14 protein-coding genes are annotated in these 20796 nt (G+C 57.8%); 8 read left to right on the top strand and 6 right to left on the bottom strand.

Annotation, left to right across the window (positions count from 1 at the left end; genetic code table 11):
* Window positions 1–39: 39 nt before the first annotated feature.
* The gene (locus tag RUESEDTHA_RS08045; protein ID WP_370456785.1) at window positions 40–2373 is read left to right on the top strand and encodes a mechanosensitive ion channel domain-containing protein; all 2334 of its coding nucleotides are present in this window, start codon (window positions 40–42) and stop codon (window positions 2371–2373) included.
* Between the two features lie 88 nt (window positions 2374–2461).
* On the opposite strand, the gene RUESEDTHA_RS08050 is transcribed toward RUESEDTHA_RS08045, so the two are convergent.
* Genes RUESEDTHA_RS08050 through RUESEDTHA_RS08070 form a run of 5 tightly spaced genes read right to left on the bottom strand, consistent with a single transcriptional unit; the run spans window position 2462 to window position 9682 of the window.
* The gene (locus RUESEDTHA_RS08050; RefSeq protein WP_180886016.1) at window positions 2462–3817 is read right to left on the bottom strand and encodes a CoA transferase; all 1356 of its coding nucleotides are present in this window, start codon (window positions 3815–3817) and stop codon (window positions 2462–2464) included.
* On the bottom strand, window positions 3814–4968 hold the full coding sequence (locus RUESEDTHA_RS08055; protein ID WP_180886018.1) for an ABC transporter permease: 1155 nt from the start codon (window positions 4966–4968) through the stop codon (window positions 3814–3816). The genes RUESEDTHA_RS08050 and RUESEDTHA_RS08055 overlap by 4 nt, the downstream gene beginning before the upstream one ends.
* Complete coding sequence (locus RUESEDTHA_RS08060) at window positions 4965–5993, bottom strand: ABC transporter permease (protein ID WP_171125840.1); 1029 nt, start codon at window positions 5991–5993, stop codon at window positions 4965–4967. Before RUESEDTHA_RS08060 ends, RUESEDTHA_RS08055 begins: the two co-directional genes overlap by 4 nt.
* A gap of 13 nt (window positions 5994–6006) precedes the next feature.
* A complete protein-coding gene (locus RUESEDTHA_RS08065) occupies window positions 6007–7917 on the bottom strand; it encodes an ABC transporter substrate-binding protein (protein WP_180886020.1) in 1911 nt (636 codons plus the stop codon).
* Complete coding sequence (locus RUESEDTHA_RS08070) at window positions 7910–9682, bottom strand: ABC transporter ATP-binding protein (RefSeq protein WP_180886022.1); 1773 nt, start codon at window positions 9680–9682, stop codon at window positions 7910–7912. Before RUESEDTHA_RS08070 ends, RUESEDTHA_RS08065 begins: the two co-directional genes overlap by 8 nt.
* A gap of 233 nt (window positions 9683–9915) precedes the next feature.
* Between RUESEDTHA_RS08070 and RUESEDTHA_RS08075 the strand changes: the two genes are divergently transcribed.
* From RUESEDTHA_RS08075 to RUESEDTHA_RS08100, 6 genes are all read left to right on the top strand, one after another.
* Complete coding sequence (locus RUESEDTHA_RS08075) at window positions 9916–10413, top strand: class I SAM-dependent methyltransferase (protein WP_255431657.1); 498 nt, start codon at window positions 9916–9918, stop codon at window positions 10411–10413.
* A gap of 21 nt (window positions 10414–10434) precedes the next feature.
* Window positions 10435–11064 carry a glutathione S-transferase family protein gene (locus tag RUESEDTHA_RS08080; protein WP_180886027.1) on the top strand — a complete coding sequence of 210 codons (630 nt, stop codon included), beginning with the start codon at window positions 10435–10437 and terminating at the stop codon, window positions 11062–11064.
* A gap of 111 nt (window positions 11065–11175) precedes the next feature.
* On the top strand, window positions 11176–13578 hold the full coding sequence (locus RUESEDTHA_RS08085; RefSeq protein WP_180886029.1) for an FAD-dependent oxidoreductase: 2403 nt from the start codon (window positions 11176–11178) through the stop codon (window positions 13576–13578).
* The gene (locus tag RUESEDTHA_RS08090; RefSeq protein ID WP_180886031.1) at window positions 13578–15131 is read left to right on the top strand and encodes a trimethylamine methyltransferase family protein; all 1554 of its coding nucleotides are present in this window, start codon (window positions 13578–13580) and stop codon (window positions 15129–15131) included. Before RUESEDTHA_RS08085 ends, RUESEDTHA_RS08090 begins: the two co-directional genes overlap by 1 nt.
* Complete coding sequence (locus tag RUESEDTHA_RS08095) at window positions 15132–15806, top strand: TetR/AcrR family transcriptional regulator (RefSeq protein ID WP_171211017.1); 675 nt, start codon at window positions 15132–15134, stop codon at window positions 15804–15806.
* Window positions 15803–17107 (top strand): FAD-binding oxidoreductase, encoded by a 1305-nt coding sequence (locus RUESEDTHA_RS08100; protein WP_180886033.1) that lies wholly within the window; start codon window positions 15803–15805, stop codon window positions 17105–17107. The genes RUESEDTHA_RS08095 and RUESEDTHA_RS08100 overlap by 4 nt, the downstream gene beginning before the upstream one ends.
* A gap of 85 nt (window positions 17108–17192) precedes the next feature.
* Here the strand turns inward: RUESEDTHA_RS08100 and RUESEDTHA_RS08105 are convergent, their stop codons facing one another.
* On the bottom strand, window positions 17193–17552 hold the full coding sequence (locus RUESEDTHA_RS08105; RefSeq protein WP_171122314.1) for a DUF3307 domain-containing protein: 360 nt from the start codon (window positions 17550–17552) through the stop codon (window positions 17193–17195).
* Window positions 17553–17796: 244 nt separating this feature from the next.
* Here RUESEDTHA_RS08105 and RUESEDTHA_RS08110 point away from each other — a divergent pair, with 244 nt between their 5' ends.
* Window positions 17797–20793 carry an ABC transporter transmembrane domain-containing protein gene (locus RUESEDTHA_RS08110; RefSeq protein ID WP_180886853.1) on the top strand — a complete coding sequence of 999 codons (2997 nt, stop codon included), beginning with the start codon at window positions 17797–17799 and terminating at the stop codon, window positions 20791–20793.
* Window positions 20794–20796 lie beyond the last annotated feature (3 nt).

Below are 20796 nucleotides of genomic sequence, written 5' to 3' on the forward strand. Positions count from 1 at the left end.
AAACTTAGATTTTTTGCCGTTCTCGCCCTGTTGGTCTGGATGATGCCAGTGGTTTTGGCAAATGGGGCTGCGGCGCAGACCTCGCTTATTCCCGGATACGGCGCGGCTACAAGCACGACCGAAGACACGACCGATGAAGGCGATCTGGCCGCCGCAATTCGTTCAGCCACTGAAAGCGGTGCCAGTGTCATCGTGATCGACAGCGCAGGTCAGATCGTTTCAACGGGTGCGCAACAGGACGCCTCGGCCGAATCCGAGCCACATGACCTGATGGCCGAAGGTTCGCAACTTATGAAGGCGCAGGAGCGGCTTTCGAAGTTCCGCGAGTCGATGGTCTCACGGCTTGAGGCGTTGCCGTATTCGATCTTTGAAGTTCAGTACATTTTGCGGCAAACCAGCCCGGATGGACGCATTCAAACCTATGTCGAGGTTTTGTTCTGGAATGTCCTTTTCCTGCTGCTGGGGCGTTGGCTGTCCACCGAGATTTACGGCAAACGTATCGCCAAGAAGATCGTTGTTGCGCGGTCCAAGGAAAACCCCCAAGGCTATCGCGAAAAGATGCCGTTTTTGGTGTTCCGCTTCCTGATGGGGATCGGAGCCACGGTTTTTGCAATGCTGATGGCACTGATCGTCGGGTATTTGTTCTTTGGTGAGGCCGAAGATATCTCGATCCAGTTCACGGTCACGGCGATATTCACAGCATTCTTCCTGTCTCGAACGGTGTCGGACCTTTGGCGTATGGTGCTGTCGCCGTATCTAAGCCAGTACCGACTGCCGCCGTTTTCGGATCGGGATGCCAAGCGGCTGTATATCTGGGCATCCGCATTGGCGACCTATGACATCACCGTGGTGCTGTTTTCGACATGGGTTGCGGATTTCGGCCTGAACTACAACGTCTATGCCATGGTCTATGGCGGCCTGACGATGGTTGGCGCGCTGGGCAATGTGCTGATGATCCTGTTCAACGCGCGCTCCATCTCCAATGCCATCCGCGGGGGCAGGGCACCGGATCAGGTGTCGTGGATTTTGCGATTTATCTCGTTCGCCTGGGCCCCGGTTCTGATCGTTTACATGGTGTTTAGCTGGTTCAAGCTGGCGGTCGATCTGGTGCTGGAGAACGACAATTCGATTCCCATTGTCGCAAGCAGCTACGCCATCTTCATGTCGGTCGTCATTGCGTATGGCGCGATGAACTACCTTCTGGAACGGTATTTCGACCGCAATCGCAAGATTGAAGAAATGAATGCCGAGGTCGAAAGGGATGAGGAACCGGAAATCATAGACACACCGCTGGCGGAGCGGCGCAAGCACTCGATCGTGACGTATGAGGATCTGGCCCGGCGCGTCGCAGGTATTCTGGCCTTTGTCGTTGGTCTGTATGCACTGGTGGTGATCTGGAACCCGGATGCAAGCTGGAGCGAGGACCTGCCCATCGAGCGTGCTCTCGACGTGATGGTCATCCTGTTCATCGGGTATATCCTGTTCCATTTCTTCCGCGTCTGGATCGACAGCAAAATTGCCGAAGAGATTGATGACGGCGGAGGTGAAGCCGAGTTGGGCGATGAAGGGGGCGAAGGCGGGCAAAGCCGGTTGGCCACGCTGCTGCCGCTGTTTCGTGGCGCGATCCTTGCCGTAGTGGTCGTGACCATCGCACTGATTGCCCTGATGGAACTGGGCATCAATGTCAGTCCCCTGTTTGCAGGTGCGGGCGTCGTGGGTCTGGCTGTGGGCTTTGGTTCGCAAACGCTGGTGCGGGATATCTTCTCGGGCGCGTTCTTCCTTATGGATGATGCGTTTCGCAAGGGCGAATATATCGACATTGGCGATGTGAAAGGAACGGTCGAGAAGATCTCGGTCCGGTCGTTCCAACTGCGTCATCATCTGGGTGCGCTGAACACCATTCCCTTTGGTGAGATCAAAGTTCTGACAAACTATTCCCGCGACTGGGTGATTATGAAGCTGCCGCTGCGGGTGACGTATGACACCGACGTCGAAAAGGTGCGCAAGCTGATCAAAAAGCTGGGTCAGGAATTGCTGAGTGACCCGGTGATTGGTGACAATTTCATCCAACCGCTCAAGTCGCAGGGCGTGATCGAAATGCAGGATTCCGCGATGATCATTCGGGTCAAGTTCATGACCAAGCCGGGTGATCAGTGGCTTGTGCGTAAGAAGGTCTATCAGGACATCCGCGAGCTGTTCGCCCGTGAAGGCATTCGCTTTGCCCACCGCGAGGTTACGGTTCGTCTGGCCGACGAAAAAGGAGCCGAAGATCTGACACCAAAACAGCGTGAGGCCGTAACTGGTGCGGTGCAGGCTGCGATTGACGAGGATTACCTCGACGATATCGGCCCGGGTGGTGGTGATGACCGCTAGGGGCGGCTCCCGCCCCTTTGGGTTGTGCCTCTGATGAGGCGCTGCCCAAAGCGTTAGGCCGGGCCGCGCGTGCCGCGCGGCGGGCGCGCTACGACTTAGATGTCGGCCAGTTGGGCTGGGACGAGCCCAGTTTCGACGCAGGCAGGGGCCAGTCCATGTTTGCCTTTCCCACACTGAGGGCAGGTTTCAGGCGGTGACCTTTGCCCCAGCCCGAGTTCTCGGGCGTGTCAGAAAAATCGGCGGGCATGGCCTGCGTTATGTCTTCTGAAGTTTCGGATTTGGCGAGGCTTGCCAGCAACTCGGCTGTGCGAGCCAGCGACAGCCGGGCCTGCATGACAGACCCACCCGATGCGGCCTCGGCCAGCGCGGAAAGAATGGCAGCTGCCATCAGATAGCCGGTTGCGTGATCCAGTGCCTGCACAGGCAGCGGCGTCGGCTGGTCGGATTTTGCCCAGACGCGCCCTGCGTCTGCGATTCCGCTGCTCATCTGTACAAGGCTGTCAAAGCCACGACGACTGGCCCACGGTCCCTGCCAACCATATGCGTTCAGGGTGACTTCGACGCGGTTTGGGGCAAGTTCGTCCCGCTTTGCCTGTGTCAGGCCCAGCGCGTCCAAAGCGCCGGGTCGGTAACCGTGTACAAACACATCCGCTTGCGCCAGAAGAGACTGCAATTGCTCAATGCCTGCGGGTGATTTCAAATCCAGATAGGTACAGCGCTTACCCAAAGAGATATCTGGGATCACGCCGGGCTCGTCCCAACCCGGAGGATCAACGCGAAGTACCTCGGCCCCGAACCCGGCCAGGGTGCGTGTGGATACTGGCCCGGCCAACACGCGGGTCAGATCAAGAACACGGAGGCCCGACAGCGGGCGCTCTGCCGTCGCTTGCTGCCTGTCGCGCAAGGTAATCTGGCGGGGATTGGTCCACCCGATCAAGGGATCGCGCGACGCGGCGCGCCCCTGCGGATGGTCCAACCAGTCCGAGCGGCTGCGCATGGCGGCTGCAACGCCACCCTCTGCGACGATCGCGGTTTCGAGGTCAGAAATCGCCCAGGTTTTCAGGGCTTGCGAAACGGCCTCGCGATCTGGTTTGGCCCCCAAGACTTTAAAGGCTGCCGCCCGATGACGGGGCAGATTGGTATGCAGTCTAATCCACCCATCCGCGGCCTGATAATCCCCGGCGATGGCGTCCCACAAGCTTGGCATCTCCCAACCGTCGGCTTTGAAGGAAAACCCATACCAGAGTGAGGCCATCCGGTGATCAACCGAAACCTCTGGCGCGCTGGGAGCAAGGTTCAGCGCAGCAATCAAGCGGGCCAGTTCCTGACCCACAGCGGCGAAACTGGCGGTTGCCAGCTCGGAAACCGCATAAAGACTGGGCCGGGAACCCGATCCCGTTGTCAAATAACTATCTGATGCGGGAAGGGCAGAGATCAGGGTCATTGCTGATAAGGATCCAGACTGTCCCGCAACCCGTCGCCAAGGAAGTTGAAGGCCAAAACCACAACAATGATCGGAAGCATCGGGATCGCCGTCCATGGGTAGATCTCGATCGAAGCGAGGTTTTGGGCATCGTTTAACATCACACCCCAACTGACGGCAGGGGCCCTCAGGCCAAGGCCAAGGAAGCTGAGCGCCGTTTCCCCAAGTATCATGGCTGGGATCGACAGAGTGGCGGAAGCGATCAGGTGAGACATAAAGTTTGGCAACAGGTGCTTGCGGATCACCCGGCCCGAGCTTGCGCCCATCATCTCGGCGGCGCGGACATATTCCTCCTCCCGCAAGGACAGGAATTTGGCGCGCACGGATCGCGCCAGACCGGGCCAATCGAGTATCCCGAGAATGATCGAGATGATGAAGAAGACCGCAACTGGACTCCAATTCGATGGCACCGCAGCCGACAGCGCCAACCACAGCGGAAGTTCTGGGAGAGAGCGTAGAATTTCGATCACACGGTTGATAACCCAGTCGATCTTACCACCAAAGTAGCCGGCCATGGACCCGAACAAGATGCCAAGGAAGAAGGAAACAGAAATACCAATCAGGCCCACCGTAAGTGAGAGTTGCGCGCCGTATAGAATTCGGCTGAACACGTCGCGGCCCAAACGGTCAGATCCCCACAGAAACAGGGTTGCGCCCTCGGGCGGACAGAACAGGTGCGTATCCGTTCGGATCAGCCCCGCCAGCTTGTATTCGGTTCCTTCGCAGAAGAACCGGATTGGTCGCGGGTCTTCCTCATTTGGAATGAACTTCCACTGGAATGTCTCTAGGTCCGCTTCGGCGACGATTGGATAAACAAATGGTCCCACGAACTTTCCCTCGTGGAAAAAGTTGATGCTCTGCGGTGGGGCGTAAAGGTGTTCGTCGTTGCGCTCATTCGGGCCATAGGGGGCGATGAACCCTGCAAACGGCAGCATCAGATAGCACAGCAACAGGAAGATGCCAGAGATCAGACCCAGCTTGTGCGTTCGAAACTTGCGCCAGACCAAAACCCAGTTGGGCGCGTCCAAATCCGCGCGTTCAAGCTGTTGCAGGGCGGCATCCGGATCGAACGGAGCGTCGTCAACAAAGCGGCCGTCAGAACGTTTGGTCATGCCTCGCGCCCCTCATAGCGAATGCGCGGGTCCAGCATGACCAGCAGAATGTCAGAGATCATGGTTCCGATCAGGGTCAGAAGGGCCACGAACATCAGGATAAAGGCAGACAGGAACTGGTCCTGCGTTTTCAGCGCGGTCAGCAGGGTGGGCCCGATGGTCTGCAAACCCAGAACAACCGACACCAGAACCGAGCCGGATACCATTGACGGCAACAGGTTGCCGATATCCGCCACAAAGGGGTTGAAGGCCACGCGCAGCGGGTATTTCGTCAGCATCCGCGACGGAGACATTCCCTTGGCGATTGCCGTTTCCACGTAAGGTTTGCCCAATTCATCTAGCATATTGGCGCGCAGGCGTTGCATCATGGCAGACGCGCCGGACGTGCCGATCACGAATGTTGGGACAATCAGGTGAACTAGAATGGACTTCATCTTGTCCCAACTCATCGGCTGGCCTTCGAAGGACGGGTCCATCAGGCCGCCAATCGGTAAGTTGAAGTAGCGGTGGCCGTAATAGAACAGGATCAGAGCCAGCAGGAAGTTCGGCGTGGCCAGTCCAAGGTAACCAACAAATGCCGAGGTATAGTCGATCCACGTCCGGGACCGGGCCGCGGCGATTACGCCAAGCGGCAAGGCAACTGCGTAGACGAACAGAATGGCGGCAAGGTTGACCACCACCGTCAGCCACAGGGTGTCGCCCACGATTTCAGCCACAGGACGGTCAAATTCAAATGACCAGCCGTAATTGCCTTGTATCAGGCCCTCGAACCCGTGGGGACCGGGCCAGAATCCCATCCAGATCAGATACTGCTCCCACATCGGGCGGTCCAACGCGTATTCCGTACGCAAAAACTCGGCCTTGGCGACGCCTGCAGACTGGCCCGATGCCTGAAGCTCGGCGATCTGGTTGCTGAGATAGTCGCCGGGCGGCAGGTTGATGATCACGAAGATCAGTACCGACACCACCAAAAGCGTCAGCAGCATCGTGAAAAAGCGATACACCGCGTAGCGCAGCATTACCATTTAGCTGCTCCTGTCAGTCGGCGAAGAAAAACTCGTCGGGACGATGAATACCAAAATGAGCACCCGGTTCCCATGCCCACATTGCCTGCTCGGGCACGTTGCGCAGCCGGTTCGAGACAACTATGGGCTGAGGCGCGCCGTTCAGGATGCCGATCGCGTACAACTGGTCCGCGTGTATCTTCAGCATTTCGTTCCACGCGGTCTGCCGATCATCGTCCGTCTTGGCGATCTGCCAATCATGGGCCAGCTCCATTAGGCGCTGTGCTTCGGGCATATCGGGCGGCTCACCGGCTTCGCCTCCGGTCTGATAATACTGCCCCCATTTGGGCCAGGCCAGAAACACCTGATCGGTCGGCGCCAGATACGCGGGTGAGGTATGGAGCTGCGGAATTCCGTCATCCCAACCAAACCAGACCGAGGCCATCGTGTTCCCCGCAAAAACCCGGTTGCGAAGGATATCCCTGTCCAATGGGCGCATCACAAGGTCGACGCCAATCTCACGCCACGTGTCGGTAACGATCTGCAGCGCGTTCTCAACCTCTTGCCGTTCACCTGCTGTTTCAATGATCAGTTCCATCGGGCGTCCATCGGGCAACAGTCGGATACCGTTCTTGTCACGCTCGGTCAGGCCAGCCTCATCCAGTAGGGCATTGGCCTGTTCAATATCGTACTGGGCCCAAGCCTTTGCGTTTTCTTCGTCATAAAACGGCGACGCGGGTAAAACCGACATGGCACCGGGTTGAGCCAGCTTGAAATAGAGCGCCTGATTGATCGTCTTTCGGTCGATGGCCAACGACAGGGCACGGCGCACGCGCACGTCACGCAGAACCTCGCGCCACGCATCATCGGCAAAATTCAGGTTGGGATAAATCGCGATCTGCGACGCGACCCCGGTTTTCCATAGCAAGGTTTTGTAGTCGCCGCCCGTCTCACCTTTCTTCAGGATCGAGGCGTCGCGGAACGCCAGCCCACGCCCTTGCAGATCGGTTTCGCCAGCGTTTGTTTTCGCGGCGACCAGTCCGGGGGCGACGATCTCCATCTCGACGACGTCGATATAGGGCAATTGCATGCCTTTGCTGTCGATGCGGTGATAATAAGGGTTGCGGACAAAATTGTGCCGGATCTTCTTGCCGGAACTTGCGTTCAACCACGGCTGCAACGTGGGCAGTTGGTGATTGTCGAACTTATAAAGGTTATCCAACTTGTTGTGCAGCGCGGCCCAGCTTTTGACGCGGGCATCCTCGACCTGAAATGCCAGCTCATCGGCATCAGCGAATTTCTCGTGATATTGTTTGAGGAATTCTGAAGGCCGATAAATGAAGGGCGGGCGGGCCTGCGCCAGAGATTGCAGAAAGTCGGGGTTCGGATCGTCCCATTCATATACGACCGTGGTTTCGTCCGGGAAGCTGACGGTTGGCGGTTTGCCCTCGACAATCAGGAAGTCGGGCGGCCCGGACGGGCTGAGCAGTTCGTTATTCGCAACGTCCTCCCACCAGTACCGAAAGTCCTCGGACGTGAAAGGTGAACCGTCAGACCATTTATGACCTTCTCGCAGGCGCAGCGTGAACTTGCGGTTCCCTTCGTTTTCAAATGACGCAAGCAGGTCCGGGACAATCTCGTAGTTTTGGTCAAATCCAACCAAACGGGCATAGCCGTAAACGACCATCTGACGAATGTCCTTGGAACGCGTCACCATCGTGCGCAGGGTGCCGCCCGGGGTGCCAAATTCGCGCCCCTTCGCGGCAAGGTCCACGACCAAGGGTTCAGCCGGAAGCCGCTCCTCGATGGGGGGTAGGTTGCCCGCGCTGACCTCAGACTGCCAGAAGGGGCCTTCGACAGGGGTGGGCGTCGCGGCCAGTGTCGGTAATGAACACAGGGCCGAAAAAGCGGCTGCCAGTAACAGGGGGCGAGTGGTCTTAAACATGGCATCGTACCTTATGGCCGGGCTCCATCTCTACCAGCGAAGGTATCACGGAGTCGGTAAATCGGAAGGCGTCATCCCAACTGTCTGGTGAACCAGCGCCCAAAGCAACCAAATTCAGGTCAATGGGCCGGTTGATGTCGGGTTCCGGCTGAGCGGCAATCAGCGCCTTGGTGTAGGGGTGGCGGGGGTTGTAGAACAGGGTCTCGGGCGGGGCTTGTTCCACCACCAGACCCCGGCGCATCACCGCGACTTCGTCGGCAATCCGCGCCACGACCGCCAGGTCGTGGGAGATGAAGAAATACGACAGGTTCAGACCTTCCTGCAGGTTTTCCAACAGTGTCAGGATTTGTTCCTGAACCGACACGTCCAGCGCCGAAGTCGGCTCGTCGCAGACGATGAGTTGAGGGTCCAGCATCATGGCGCGTGCGATGGACAGGCGCTGACGCTGGCCACCCGAAAACGCGTGCGGATAGCGTTTCAGCATATCGGCGTTCAAGCCGACCCGTTGCAGCATTTCGGCGGCCTTGTCCCTTTGTTCCGCAGCCGAGCCGATGTTGTGGATTTCCAGCGGTTCGGTCATGGCGTCCTGAATGCGCATACGCGGACTAAGCGAGCTGTAGGGGTCCTGAAACACCATCTGTGCCTTGCGCTGAAAGGCGGTACGTTGCGCGCGAGACATCCGGTGAACGGTTATCGGGTCCTTGTCCGGGGATGTGCGAAAAAGAACTTCTCCACCCGGATCAGGTGGCTCGGCGCCCAAGGCTATGCGGGCGGCGGTGGTTTTGCCAGAGCCGCTTTCGCCCACGATGGCCAATGTCTTGCCGCGTGCAAGATTCAGGTCCACGCCGCGGCAGGCATGTATCAGCCGTTCCCCTTGCCACCCTTTACTTGAACGCATTGTATAGGTCTTGGACACGTCCTTCAGTTGCAGGATCAAGTCCTCTTCAGGCATCGGGATGCCGACCGCATCTTCGTCCGGAATTTCCGGGGCCGCGTTGAACAACTGTTGCGTGTATGGATGCGCCGGGTCGGTCAGTATAGGCGCGGCCGCGCCGGATTCCATGACGCGGCCCTTGTGCATGACAACGACCTGCTCTGCCATATTCGCGACTACGCCCAGATCGTGTGTCACGAGGATCAGCGCCATTCCGGTTTCGCGCTGAAGCTCTTTGATCAGACCCAGTACCTGCGCCTGAGTTGTCACGTCCAACGCGGTCGTGGGTTCGTCGGCAATCAGCAGCTCAGGCTTGGAAACCATGGCCATCGCGATCATCGCGCGCTGCCGCATCCCGCCCGACAGTTCGAACGGATAAGAATCATACGCGCGTTGGGGATCGGGAAAACCGACCCGTTCAAACTGAGTCAGAACTTCTTTGCGCGCCTGGGCCTCGGACGCGCCGCGATGTAGCCAAAGGACTTCGCTGACCTGATTTCCGATCTTGTGCAGGGGCGAAAGGGAACGCATCGGCTCCTGAAAGATCATCGAAACACGGTTGCCTCGGATATCCCTCATCTGGCGTTCGCTGATCCGGGTCAGGTCTTCCATTCCCTTGGAATCATTCAGAGTAATGGTGCCACTGCGAATTTGTGCAGTGCGCGGCAGGATCCGTAGCGCCGCCCTGCACGAGATCGTTTTCCCCGAGCCCGACTCCCCAACCAGCGCAAGTGTCTGCCCGGCTTCGACGTCGAAGTTGACGTCTTTGACAACAGAATCGCCCGCACCGAAACCGATGCTGAGGTCTCGGACAGACAACAACGCAGTCATGCGGGTTTTCCACCCGTCTGGCCGTGGGTTTTCATCGGCTTGTTCAACTCCCCGTGTTTTTTGAAGCAGTTTCGCGCGGTTGGACCCAACTAGTCAAACCCGTTCTTGTGCTGAAATGTCGCGAAAATTTGAATCCGAGGCCTATTTGCCTACACAAAGCCTTGAGGATTTGCCATCAAATGCGATGTCGGCCCCACCTTTCATACCGACAGATATCAAGGAGAGATTTCCCCGTGCCTGACGACCAAAGCCGCCTCGATTTGTTCATCGACCGTATGGTTTCGCAACGAGCCTGTCTGGACCACGCCATTGCACAGACAAAAGGCATGACGGGGCCTGTGTTCGAACTGGGGTTGGGCAATGGTCGCACCTATCACCACATGGCCCAGTATATCAAAGATCGGCCCGTCTATGTTTTTGAGCGTGCTGTTGCCTCGCATCCTGATTCAACCCCGCCAGAGGACATGGTGATTTTGGGGGATGTGCGGGAAACGCTTCCTGCGGCACTGGTTCGCTTTGGCGCGACGGCCAGCTTGATCCATGCTGATCTTGGCGGTCACAACCGGGAAAAGAACGATGCGTTTGCGCGCCTTGTGTCGCCTTTGATCGAGCCGCTTTTGGCGGAAGGGGGGCTGATGGTATCGAGCGACCGGATGTATTTCGAAACCCTGACAGAGTTACCATTGCCGACGGGGGCCGTCGAAGGCCGCTGTTTCGTTTATTGCCGCTAACTGGCTTATAAGGATTTTCTGATGCTGTTTTATGATTGCTCTACTGCTCCGAACCCCCGTCGTGCGCGGATGTTCATCGCTGAAAAAGGGCTTGAGATTGAGACCCGCGATATCTCTATCGCCAAGGGTGAGCAACTCAGCGATGAATTTCGGGCCGTCAATCCGAACGCGACCATTCCGGTTCTTGTGACGGACGAAGGGACCACGTTGGCCGAGAATCTCGGAATCGCGGCTTATCTGGAGGCGCGCTTTCCCGAGCCGCCCTTGATGGGGCGGACACCGGATGAAAAGGGATCGGTTCTGATGTGGAACAGTATTGTCGAGCAACAAGGCGGTGCGCCGATTGCCGAGGCGCTGCGCAATACCCATCCGGCGTTTGAAGGTCGCGCGATACCCGGACCTGTGAACCACGCCCAGATCCCCGAGTTGGCGCAGCGCGCGACGGTGCGGGTCGCGCGGTTTTTCGATGTTCTGGAAGCCAGGCTGGCCGAAAGTGATTTTGTCGCGGGCGAAGTGTTTACGTTGGCAGATATTTCGACATTCGTATTCGTTGATTTCGCACGCGTGATCAAAATGAAGATTCCTCAGGAAAACGCGGCAACTCTTGCCTGGTTTGACAAGATAGCGTCGCGGCCCAGCGCCCAGCTTTAAAGACCCGATCAGGTCCTGCAAGATTTTGACCACCAGAACTGTACAGAAATGTCTAGACAGAGGTGAACAGTGCGTCTAGCGTCCCCTGCGAGTCATGCGGGGGAGTGCAGGATGAAATCTCAGTATCGTGTTGTGGTCATCGGGGGCGGCGTCGTGGGTGCCTCGGTTCTGTATCATCTGGCCAAGTTTGGCTGGTCGGATGTGGTGATGCTGGAACGGCGGCGTCTTGCGTCGGGGTCTTCGTGGCATGCGGCGGGCGGTATTCACGCCTTGAACGCCGACCCGAACATGGCGGCACTGCAGGCTTATACCATTGACCTGCTAAGTGAGATTGAAAAGGAATCCGGCCAGAATATCGGCCTGCACATGACAGGTGGTCTGACCTTGGCGGGCACCCCGGAACGGTGGGAATGGTTGCAAGCGAACTATCGCATCTTTCAATCCATTGGGATTGACGATTGCGAGTTGCTGTCCCCGGAAGAGGCGCAGCGACGTTGTCCGATCATGTCCACTGATGGCGTGCTGGGCGCGATGTGGGCGGATCGCGAAGGGTATATTGACACGACCGGCACCGTGCAGGCCTATGCGACCGCAGCCAAGAAACGCGGTGCTGAATATTATGAGGAAACCAAGGTTGAAAGTCTGACGCAGACGGCAGATGGTTGGGAAGTAGTCACCGACAAGGGCACAATCACCTGTGAGCACGTGGTCAACGCGGCCGGCCTTTGGGCCAAGCAGGTGGGCCGCATGGCCGGGATTGAACTGCCGGTCTCACCACTCAAGCACCATTATCTGATCACCGACACGGTCCCCGAGGTCGCGCAGGCGGATTTCGAGATGCCGATGACCGTGGATCTGGAAGGCTTCACCTATATGCGGCAGGACCAGAAGGGTGTTCTGGTTGGTATCTATGAGGTCGAACACGAACACTGGGCCATGGACGGCGCACCATGGAATTACGGCGAAGAACTGTTTCAGGAGCAGCTTGACCGGATCGAGAACGAGCTGACGCTGGGCTTTGAACGCTATCCGTCGATCCAGAATGTCGGGATCAAGACGTGGGTCAACGGTGCGTTTACCTTTGCGCCGGACGGGAACCCTCTGGTCGGGCCGGTGCCGGGCAAGCGGGGCTATTGGTCAGCCTGCGCGGTGATGGCGGGCTTCCTGCAGGGTGGGGGGGTCGGCAAGACGCTGGCTGAGTGGATGATCCATGGTGAGCCCGAGGCTGATGCGTGGCCCATGGATGTGGCCCGCTTCGGCGACTTCGCGCAGAACAAACGGTATATCCGCGAAACGACCGGACAGTTCTATTCCCGCCGCTTCGTGATGACCTATCCGAACGAACAACTTCCTGCGGGGCGTCCGTTGAAGATGGCTCCGGCGCATGACGCGATGACGGAAGCCGGGTGCAAGTGGGGGGTAAGCTGGGACCTTGAGGTGCCGCTCTATTTCGCGCCGAAAGGGTTCGAGGAAACACCGACCCTGAAGCGTTCGAACGCGCATGATATCGTGGCCGAGGAATGCAAGGTGATCCGCGAGGGTGTGGGCCTAATGGATATCACCGGATTCTCGCGGTTTGAGGTCAGCGGCCCCAACGCGCAGGTTTGGCTGGATAAGGTGATGGCCTCGAAACTGCCAGCGCCCGGACGGGCAAAGCTGGCCCCGATGTTGGGCGAGAACGGGCGGCTTAAGGGTGATCTGACCGTGCTGAACTGGGGCGATGGGACATGGTGGATCATGGGCAGCTATTACCTGCGCGCCTGGCATATGCGGTGGTTCGATGACCACATGATCGACGGTGTGGCCGTTCGCGATCTGGGTGAGGAATATTGCGGGTTTGCTGTCGTCGGCCCAAAATCGCAGGCCGTGGTCGAGAAATTGGCTGAACAGGATATCTCGGGCCTAAAATTCATGGGTTGCGGGGATTTCGATATCGGCCTCGTCCGCGCCCGTGTCGCGCGCATGTCGGTCACCGGAGAAAAAGGGTATGAGATCAACTGCCGTTATGGGGATCACATCAAGCTGCGCCGGATGCTGCTTGATGCCGGGGCGGATGAAGGCATTCGCGAATGCGGCTTTAACGCTATGCTGTCGACCCGCCTTGAAAAGAGTTTTGGCATCTGGTCGGCAGAGTTCACACAGCTTTACACGCCCGGAATGACGGGAATGGATCGCTGGATCGACTGGGACAAGGAATTTGTCGGTAAACATGCGGCACTGGCCGAACGCAACGGCAACGGCCCCGCGCAGGTGCAGGTCACGCTGGAGGTTGATGCGCTGGATGCGGACGCCAGTGGCTATGAACCCGTCTGGGCCAATGGTGAGCGGGTCGGGTTCGTGACCTCGGGCGGGTATGGCCATTACACCGGCAAGTCGCTGGCGATGGCACTGGTCAACCGTGACAAAGCAACTCCGGGGACTGATCTGTCGGTTCATGTGGTCGGTGTTGAGCGCCCGGCAAGGGTGATCGAACCGTCGCCTTATGATCCGCAAGGCCAGGCGATGCGGGGCTGATGATGATCTCACAAACCTCGGAACGCGGCAGGCGACGGCGAGGGCGGGGCGCAGAAGCGCCACCTGCCGCAAAGCGTGATGTGAACTACCGCCAACTCAGGAACCCGTTCCCGCAGATGGAGGTTTTCCCGGCAGAGCAGATCGCCGACATGCATGAAACCGCCCTGCGCTTGTTGCAGGAATTGGGCATCAAGGTCCTGCTGCCCGAGGCAAGAAGGATTTTCGCCGCAGCAGGTGCCAAGGTTGATGAGCAAACCGAGATGGTCTTTATCGGACGCGACATTGTCGAGACCGCTGTAGCCTCGGCCCCAAAATCCATTGCCTGTCGCGCAGGGGTCCGCCGCCGGGATTTTACGCTGGAACTGGGCAGTCTGGTCTTTCAACCCGGGGCAGGTGCCCCCAATGCGACCGATCTTGAACGGGGGCGCCGTCCGGCAACCGGGCAGGACTATCTGGAGTTCCTGAAGCTTACCCATCATTTTGATGTGTTCCAGATGATCTCGCCCCAGGTTGAACCGCAGGACGTGCCAACCCAATTGCGGCACTATTTCACCACGCAGGCGCAGGTGGAGTTGACGGACAAGTTTCCGTTCTTTTTCGCGCGCGGGACACCGCAGGTGATGGATTGCTTTGAAATGCTCTCGACCGCTCGCGGGTTGTCGGATGACGCATTCCGCGCAAACCCGCACTGCTATACGATCATCAACACCAACAGCCCCCGGACGTTGGATATTCCAATGGCGCAGGGGCTGATTGATTTTGCCCGCCACGGACAGATGTCGATTGTCACGCCCTTTACGCTGATGGGGGCAATGGCACCTATTACTGTGGCAGGGGCAATTACATTGTCCCATGCCGAAGCCTTGTCCGCCATTGCGCTGACCCAATTGGTAAATCCCGGTGCGCCAGTCTGCTATGGGACATTCACAAGCAATGTTGATATGAAATCCGGCGCGCCTGCGTTCGGGACGCCCTCGCATTTTCAGGCGTCGCTGGCGGCGGGGCAGTTGGCGCGGCATCTGGGCCTGCCGTGGCGGTCGGCTGCGGGGTCGGCCTCGAACAGCAATGACGTTCAGGCAGCGAACGAAAACCAGTTCGGCTTGTGGGGGTGTTTGATGGCCGGGGCAACGGTGATCATCCATTCGGCCGGGTGGTTGGAAGGCGGGTTGACCGTTTCCTTCGAAAAGCTGGTCTGTGATGCCGAAGTTCTGAACATGGTGGCTGAACTATGCGCCGGTGCGCAGGCGGGTCCGGCTGAGATCGGGTTCGACACCGCCCTGAGCGAAGTTGAACCCAGCGGCCACTTCTTTGCGACCAGTCAGACGATGGAGCGTTACAACACCGCGTTTTATGAGCCGCACGTTCACGACTATGCCAATTTTGGCACCTGGACTGAACGCGGGTCAGTCGACGCCAATCACCGGGCTACGGGTGTGTGGAAGGACATCCTAGCCAATTTCCAGCCACCCAAACAGGACGGTAACCGGATTGAGGCCGTGAGGAAGTTCGTTGCCCGTCGCACGGAAGAGGGCGGCGCACCGCCGGAGAGTTGAATGAGTAATAAACCGATCCTCCACCGAGATGACCCCAAAGCCGAACCTTTGGTCGGAAATATCAAGGTTACGCGCGACGACTGGCTGAACGTGGCGATGGACGTTCTGATTTCCGATGGTGTGGATCAGATAAAAGTACTGAATTTGGCCGAACGGATGGCTGTGTCCCGCTCGTCCTTCTACTGGTACTTCAAGTCGCGTCAGGAGTTGATGGATGCCTTGCTCGAACGATGGCAAGCCACAAACACTGCCGCCCTGATCGCGCAGGCCGAGGCCCCGGCAGCGACTGTTACGGCTGCGGTGTGCAACGTGCATCGCTGCGTGGTGAACACCGACTTGTTCGATACTGCGCTGGATTTTGCAGTACGCGATTGGGCGCGCAAGTCGGGCAAGGTACGGCGTGCGCTGGATCAGTCCGACGCGCGGCGGTTGAAGGCGTTGCACGCCATGTTCGCCCGCTATGGCTATTCCGAGGTCGAGGCCGAAACCCGCGCCCGCGTGCTGTATTACATGCAGATCGGCTACGATCTGGCGCAACTGAACGAACCCATGTCTGTGCGGATCTCGATGGTTCCGCATTATCTGTACGTCTTTACGGGGGTCGAACCACGACCCGAAGAAATCGAAGAATTCAGCGCCTATTCCATGCGCTACTGGAAAGGAGACCCAGCATGAGCCAACCAGACGCAATCATAATCGGAACAGGAGTGATCGGTTCCGCCATCGCGTTCGAGATGGCAAAAGCGGGCTGGAAAACCCTGTCCCTGGATCGAAACAGTCAGGTTGGCCACGGCTCGACCGCAGGGTCCTGTGCGATCATTCGGATGCACTATTCGACTTTTGACGGCACGGCCTTTGCGTGGGAAGGGTATCACTATTGGCGGGATTGGGCCGCGTATTTAGGCTTGCCCACGGATGCAAACCTTGCGCAGTTTCGCGAGACCGGGTGTCTTGTGATGAAAACCGATGCCAACGGGATGTTGGAAAAGCACATGGCGAACAGCGCCGACTTGGACTGCCCGTTCGAAGAATGGTCGCCTGATAAAATTACTGAACGTCTGCCGGTGTATTCGCTGGAAAGTTACGCACCGGCCCGTCGGAAAGACGATCCTGAGTTTGGGCAACCGAACGGTCGCAAGATGCAGGGTGGGGTGTTCTGGCCTCAGGCAGGGTATGTTACTGACCCGGCGCTGTCGGCCCAGAATCTGATGGACGCGGCAAAGCAACACGGGGCCGAGCTGCGCACCGGGGCCGAGGTTGTCGAGATACTAAAAGACGGCGGACGTGTTGCGGGCGTCAAACTGGCCTCGGGCGAAGAGATACGCGCCAAGGTCGTCGTGAATGTTGCCGGGCCGGGCTCTGCGATCGTGAACAAGATGGCGGGAGTTCTGGACGACATGACGATTGAAACCCGCCCCTTACGGCAGGAGGTTGTACACGTCCCGTCCCCCGAGGGTTTCGATTTTGAACATGACGGTACAATCGTGTCCGACAGTGACATTGCCCTGTATTGCCGGCCCGAGCATGGCAACCATATCCTGATCGGCTCGGAAGATCCCGAATGCGATCCGCATCAGTGGTGCGAGGATGACGTTCACTATAACCACGACTTTACGGATCAATGGACGACGCAGGCAATGCGTTACGCGCAGCGGGTACCCAGCCTTGGGATACCTTCGAAGACACGTGGTGTTGTGGACCTTTATGACGCGTCCACCGATTGGATTCCGATCTACGACAAGTCCAGCCTGCCGGGGTTCTACATGGCCTGCGGCACCAGCGGGAACCAATACAAGAACGCGCCGATTGCAGGTAAGATGATGGCGGCCCTGATCGGCTATTGCGAGGGTGGCGCGGATCACGATGCCCAGCCGATGCAGTTTGAACTGCCGTATATCAAACGCTCGATTGATGTGGGGTTTTACTCGCGCAAGCGACCCATAAACGAAGAAAGCAGTTTTTCGGTTCTGGGCTAGCCCGGTCGAGTCAAGATTGTGCTCAAAATACAAGGCCGTCAACTTGTGCAAAGTTGGCGGCCATTCATGTGGCTGAACGCGTCTTCTAAGCCGCGAATTTTACCCAGGCCCAAACCATAGCCACATAGGTCAGGTTGTGCAGACACTGATCCAACCCGGCGGCTCGCCAGAACGCGGCCTGCGTCGGCATAAGCTGTTTCTTGTCGGAATAACTTGCTTTAGCAAAGTCGATGTTGAAATGGACGATCCATTCCAAGGCGGCGATTATCAGGATGAAGGACCAGGGCGCACCAAAGATCAAAAACACCAAGACAGAGCCCACAACATGCACCGCGGCATGCTGAGCGCGTCCCAGATGAAAATACTCGCCACGCCCCGCCAGCATCTTGGGCGTTTGGAGATAATAGTCCGCAAACATATGTTTGATCTGCAACAAGCAGAGCATCAAAAACACAGCGCCTAAGTTGGCAGGCAAATTAGACCTCCCGATATCGTCCTGCGGACAACAGTATGTGCTTAATTGTTGTTGCGCAAATGAACTTGTTCACAGTCGGCAATTATCTGATCAAATTGGAAACTATTTGCGTATTCTGATGTGATTGCGGTAAAATCACCAAGTTGGATTTGCGACGCATATGTCAGGATCGGATCAGTGATCCGCAACAGGGGCAGGTTCCATAGAACGTACTATTTTCCGGTTTATTTGGAAGTATTCGAAGCGCGACCAGCTTATCCTTCTGGCCGTCACCTCGACGCTGTTTCCGTTGCTCTACCTGACGTTGGAATTGCCGAAGCGGATCATCAACGACGCTATCGGTGCGGCAAGCCCTGTTGTTGACGTCCTTGGCTATAGCCTGCCGCAGACGACCTTTTTGATCATCTTGTGTTTTGCCTTTCTGGCTGCAGTGCTTGCGCATGGCTTGATGAAGATGCGCATAAACACGATGAAGGGCGTGCTTAGCGAACGCATGTTGCGGCGGTTCCGGTATCAGTTGATCAGCCGCGCCCTGCGCTTTCCCCAGCCATATTTCGAGCGGGTCAGTCAGGGCGAGATGGTGTCGATGGTCACCGCCGAAAGCGAGCCGATGGGCGGCTTGATGGGCGATGCGATCAGTCAGCCGGTGTTGCAGGCCGGGCAGATGATCACAATCTTGTCCTTCTTGTTCCTGCAAAGCGTCTGGTTCGGGTTGGCGGCCGTTGCTCTGATCCCTGTACAAGCGTGGCTGATCCCCAAACTTCAGCGTCAGATCAATCTGCTCAACAAACGCCGTATTCAGGAAGTGCGCGTTCTTGCCGCCCAGATTGGCGAGAATGCGGCCGGGGCATCGACGCTGCGGGCCAATGGCGGCTGGCGGTATCGTCGCGCCATGATTTCGGATCAACTGGGGCGTCTGTTCGGGATCCGGTTCGAGATTTACCAAAAGAAGTTCTTTATGAAGTTCATAAACAACTTCATCTCTCAGCTCACGCCGTTCATGTTCTATCTGGTCGGCGGTTTGCTGGTGCTGCAAGGATCGGTTTCACTGGGCGCCCTTGTCGCGGCGCTTGCGGCGTACAAGGATCTCAGCTCACCCTGGAAAGAGCTGCTGACTTATTACAACCAAACGCAGGATATGTCTCTGCGCTGGGACGTCGTGATAGATCGTTTTGCGCCGCCGGGCATGCTGGATGAAAAGCTGTTCGAGGATGAACCCTCAGACCGCCCGCACCTGAACGCGGATGTTGTTCTGGACCATGTCTCGGTGCGGGACATGGATGGCAATCAGGTTCTGGATGATCTGAACCTGACCTTTCCGGGGGGTAAAACCATCGGCATCGCCGCCCCGAGTGAAGAAGACCGCCGTGCGATTGCTGAGTTGCTGACGCGTGAAATCCTTCCCAGTGCGGGCCGCGTCGAAATCGGGGGTCACAACCTGTCTGGCCTGCATCAAAGCGTTGTGGCAACCCGGATCGGTTACGCCTCGTCCCGGCCGGTCATGTTTCAGGGAACTCTGGGTGACAATGTCATGATGCCCATGCGGTTCAAACCGCTGTCGGCCACGACGGATGACCCTGGTTTTGCCGAAACGCAAAGGGCTGGCAACAGTCGTGACCCGTTTAAGGCAGAATGGCTGGATCCGTCGCTGGCCGGGGTCGAGACCGCGGACGCGCTGCGTGACTGGTGGCTGCAACTGATTGACGGGATGGGTTCCGGCGCAGCCCTGTTCCAACGCGGATCAGAACAGGCATTTGACGTTGATGAACATCGCGAACTGGCCCAAAAGCTGGTCGAGCTGCGCCCGATCGTCCAACAAGCCGTGCGCGATGCTGGGCTGGAACAGCAGGCGCTGGTTTTTGACCGCGATGCCTATAATGCCGCTTTGCCAGTTGCCGAGAACCTTTTGTTCGCCACGCCTCGTGTGCCCGTTACGCAGGCCCTGTTGGCGCGTCAGCCCGTCTTTTTGGGGCAACTGCGCGAATTGGGGCTGGATGAAACGCTGGTCAACCTGACGCGCGACGTGGTCGATATGCTACGCCAGATCTTTGGTCTAGACGGGACCGACCACCCCTTATTCCGCAAACTGGGTCTTGAGGTTCAGACCTACGAAAGCGCGGTGGAATTGCTGGAGCGAACCCGCGACGAAGGTGTGTCCGGGCTGGACGACGAACAGCTTGCCAATCTGCTGGCTGTTCCCGTTGTCATTTCCGCCGAACAGATCGGGCCTGCGTTTACGGACGAACTTAAGAACCGCATCCTCGAATTGCGTCACAGTCACTCCCACAAGCTGCTGGAAACGCTGCATGACGTCTTTGCCCCGCTGGATTCCGAGGCGTTCGCACCGGGTTTGACGGTGATGGAGAATGCGCTGTTCGGCAAGGTCAGTCAGATCGGTGGGGCCAGATCGGACGAAGTGCGCAAACTGATCGTCGATGTGCTGGATCAAAACGGAGCGCGCCCCTTGGTGGTCGAGCTGATCTATGACGTCCCGGTTGCCTTGGGTGGCCAGAACTTGCCCGCGGTTTTTGCCGAACCGCTCGCTTTTACGCGCGCGACAATCAAGAAGCCGGACATTCTTATTCTGGAAAACGCATTGGCAAGCTATGACATGGCAACGCAGGTCGCGGTTTATAAAAACCTACGTTCATTACTGCCTGATACGACGGTCATCTATCTGAACGATCAGTTCGACAGTCCCGACGTATTCGACATGTTTGTCGAAATCAGGCAAGGTCGGGTTGTTTCGGATGAGGGACCGGCGGACGTGGAGGAAGACAGTGCAGCCTCGGCAGACCTGGCGCGCAAACTACGGGCGCTGGAACAGACGCCGTTGTTCTCGGGTCTGGATCGACGTCAGTTGCGCCTTTTGGCCTTTGGTGCGCGTTGGTTTGATGCGAAGCCGGGCGAAGTTGTATTCCTGAAGGACGATCAACCAACAGACGGCGCGTATGTTGTGCTGGAAGGAGAGGCGGGCCTGTATCTGCCTCAGACGGGCGGGCCGGATCAGCTGATTGCAACGGTCGGCGCGGGCGCGTTGGTCGGTGAACTGGGCTTGATCCGAAAAGAACCCCGTGCCCTAAGCATGATCGCCGAAACAGAGTTGTCCTGTCTGCGGATCGGTGAAGAAGAATTTCTGGCTGTTGTCGAGAATGACGCGGCGACCGCATTCAAGCTGTTGCAGGTCATCGCGGGATACGTATCGAACTAAGTG

Source organism: Ruegeria sp. THAF57 (genome assembly GCF_903914075.1).
Taxonomy (GTDB): Bacteria; Pseudomonadota; Alphaproteobacteria; order Rhodobacterales; family Rhodobacteraceae; genus Ruegeria.

Excerpts from the sequence above, each read along its gene's own strand:
- RUESEDTHA_RS08045 (WP_370456785.1), top strand. The coding sequence starts at position 40 with ATGATGCCAGTGGTTTTGGCAAATGGGGCTGCGGCGCAGACCTCGCTT.
- RUESEDTHA_RS08070 (WP_180886022.1), bottom strand. The coding sequence starts at position 9,682 with ATGACTGCGTTGTTGTCTGTCCGAGACCTCAGCATCGGTTTCGGTGCG.
- RUESEDTHA_RS08095 (WP_171211017.1), top strand. The coding sequence starts at position 15,132 with ATGAGTAATAAACCGATCCTCCACCGAGATGACCCCAAAGCCGAACCT.
- RUESEDTHA_RS08100 (WP_180886033.1), top strand. The coding sequence starts at position 15,803 with ATGAGCCAACCAGACGCAATCATAATCGGAACAGGAGTGATCGGTTCC.
- RUESEDTHA_RS08055 (WP_180886018.1), bottom strand. The coding sequence starts at position 4,968 with ATGACCAAACGTTCTGACGGCCGCTTTGTTGACGACGCTCCGTTCGAT.
- RUESEDTHA_RS08085 (WP_180886029.1), top strand. The coding sequence starts at position 11,176 with ATGAAATCTCAGTATCGTGTTGTGGTCATCGGGGGCGGCGTCGTGGGT.
- RUESEDTHA_RS08090 (WP_180886031.1), top strand. The coding sequence starts at position 13,578 with ATGATGATCTCACAAACCTCGGAACGCGGCAGGCGACGGCGAGGGCGG.
- RUESEDTHA_RS08050 (WP_180886016.1), bottom strand. The coding sequence starts at position 3,817 with ATGACCCTGATCTCTGCCCTTCCCGCATCAGATAGTTATTTGACAACG.
- RUESEDTHA_RS08065 (WP_180886020.1), bottom strand. The coding sequence starts at position 7,917 with ATGTTTAAGACCACTCGCCCCCTGTTACTGGCAGCCGCTTTTTCGGCC.
- RUESEDTHA_RS08105 (WP_171122314.1), bottom strand. The coding sequence starts at position 17,552 with ATGCTCTGCTTGTTGCAGATCAAACATATGTTTGCGGACTATTATCTC.
- RUESEDTHA_RS08080 (WP_180886027.1), top strand. The coding sequence starts at position 10,435 with ATGCTGTTTTATGATTGCTCTACTGCTCCGAACCCCCGTCGTGCGCGG.
- RUESEDTHA_RS08060 (WP_171125840.1), bottom strand. The coding sequence starts at position 5,993 with ATGGTAATGCTGCGCTACGCGGTGTATCGCTTTTTCACGATGCTGCTG.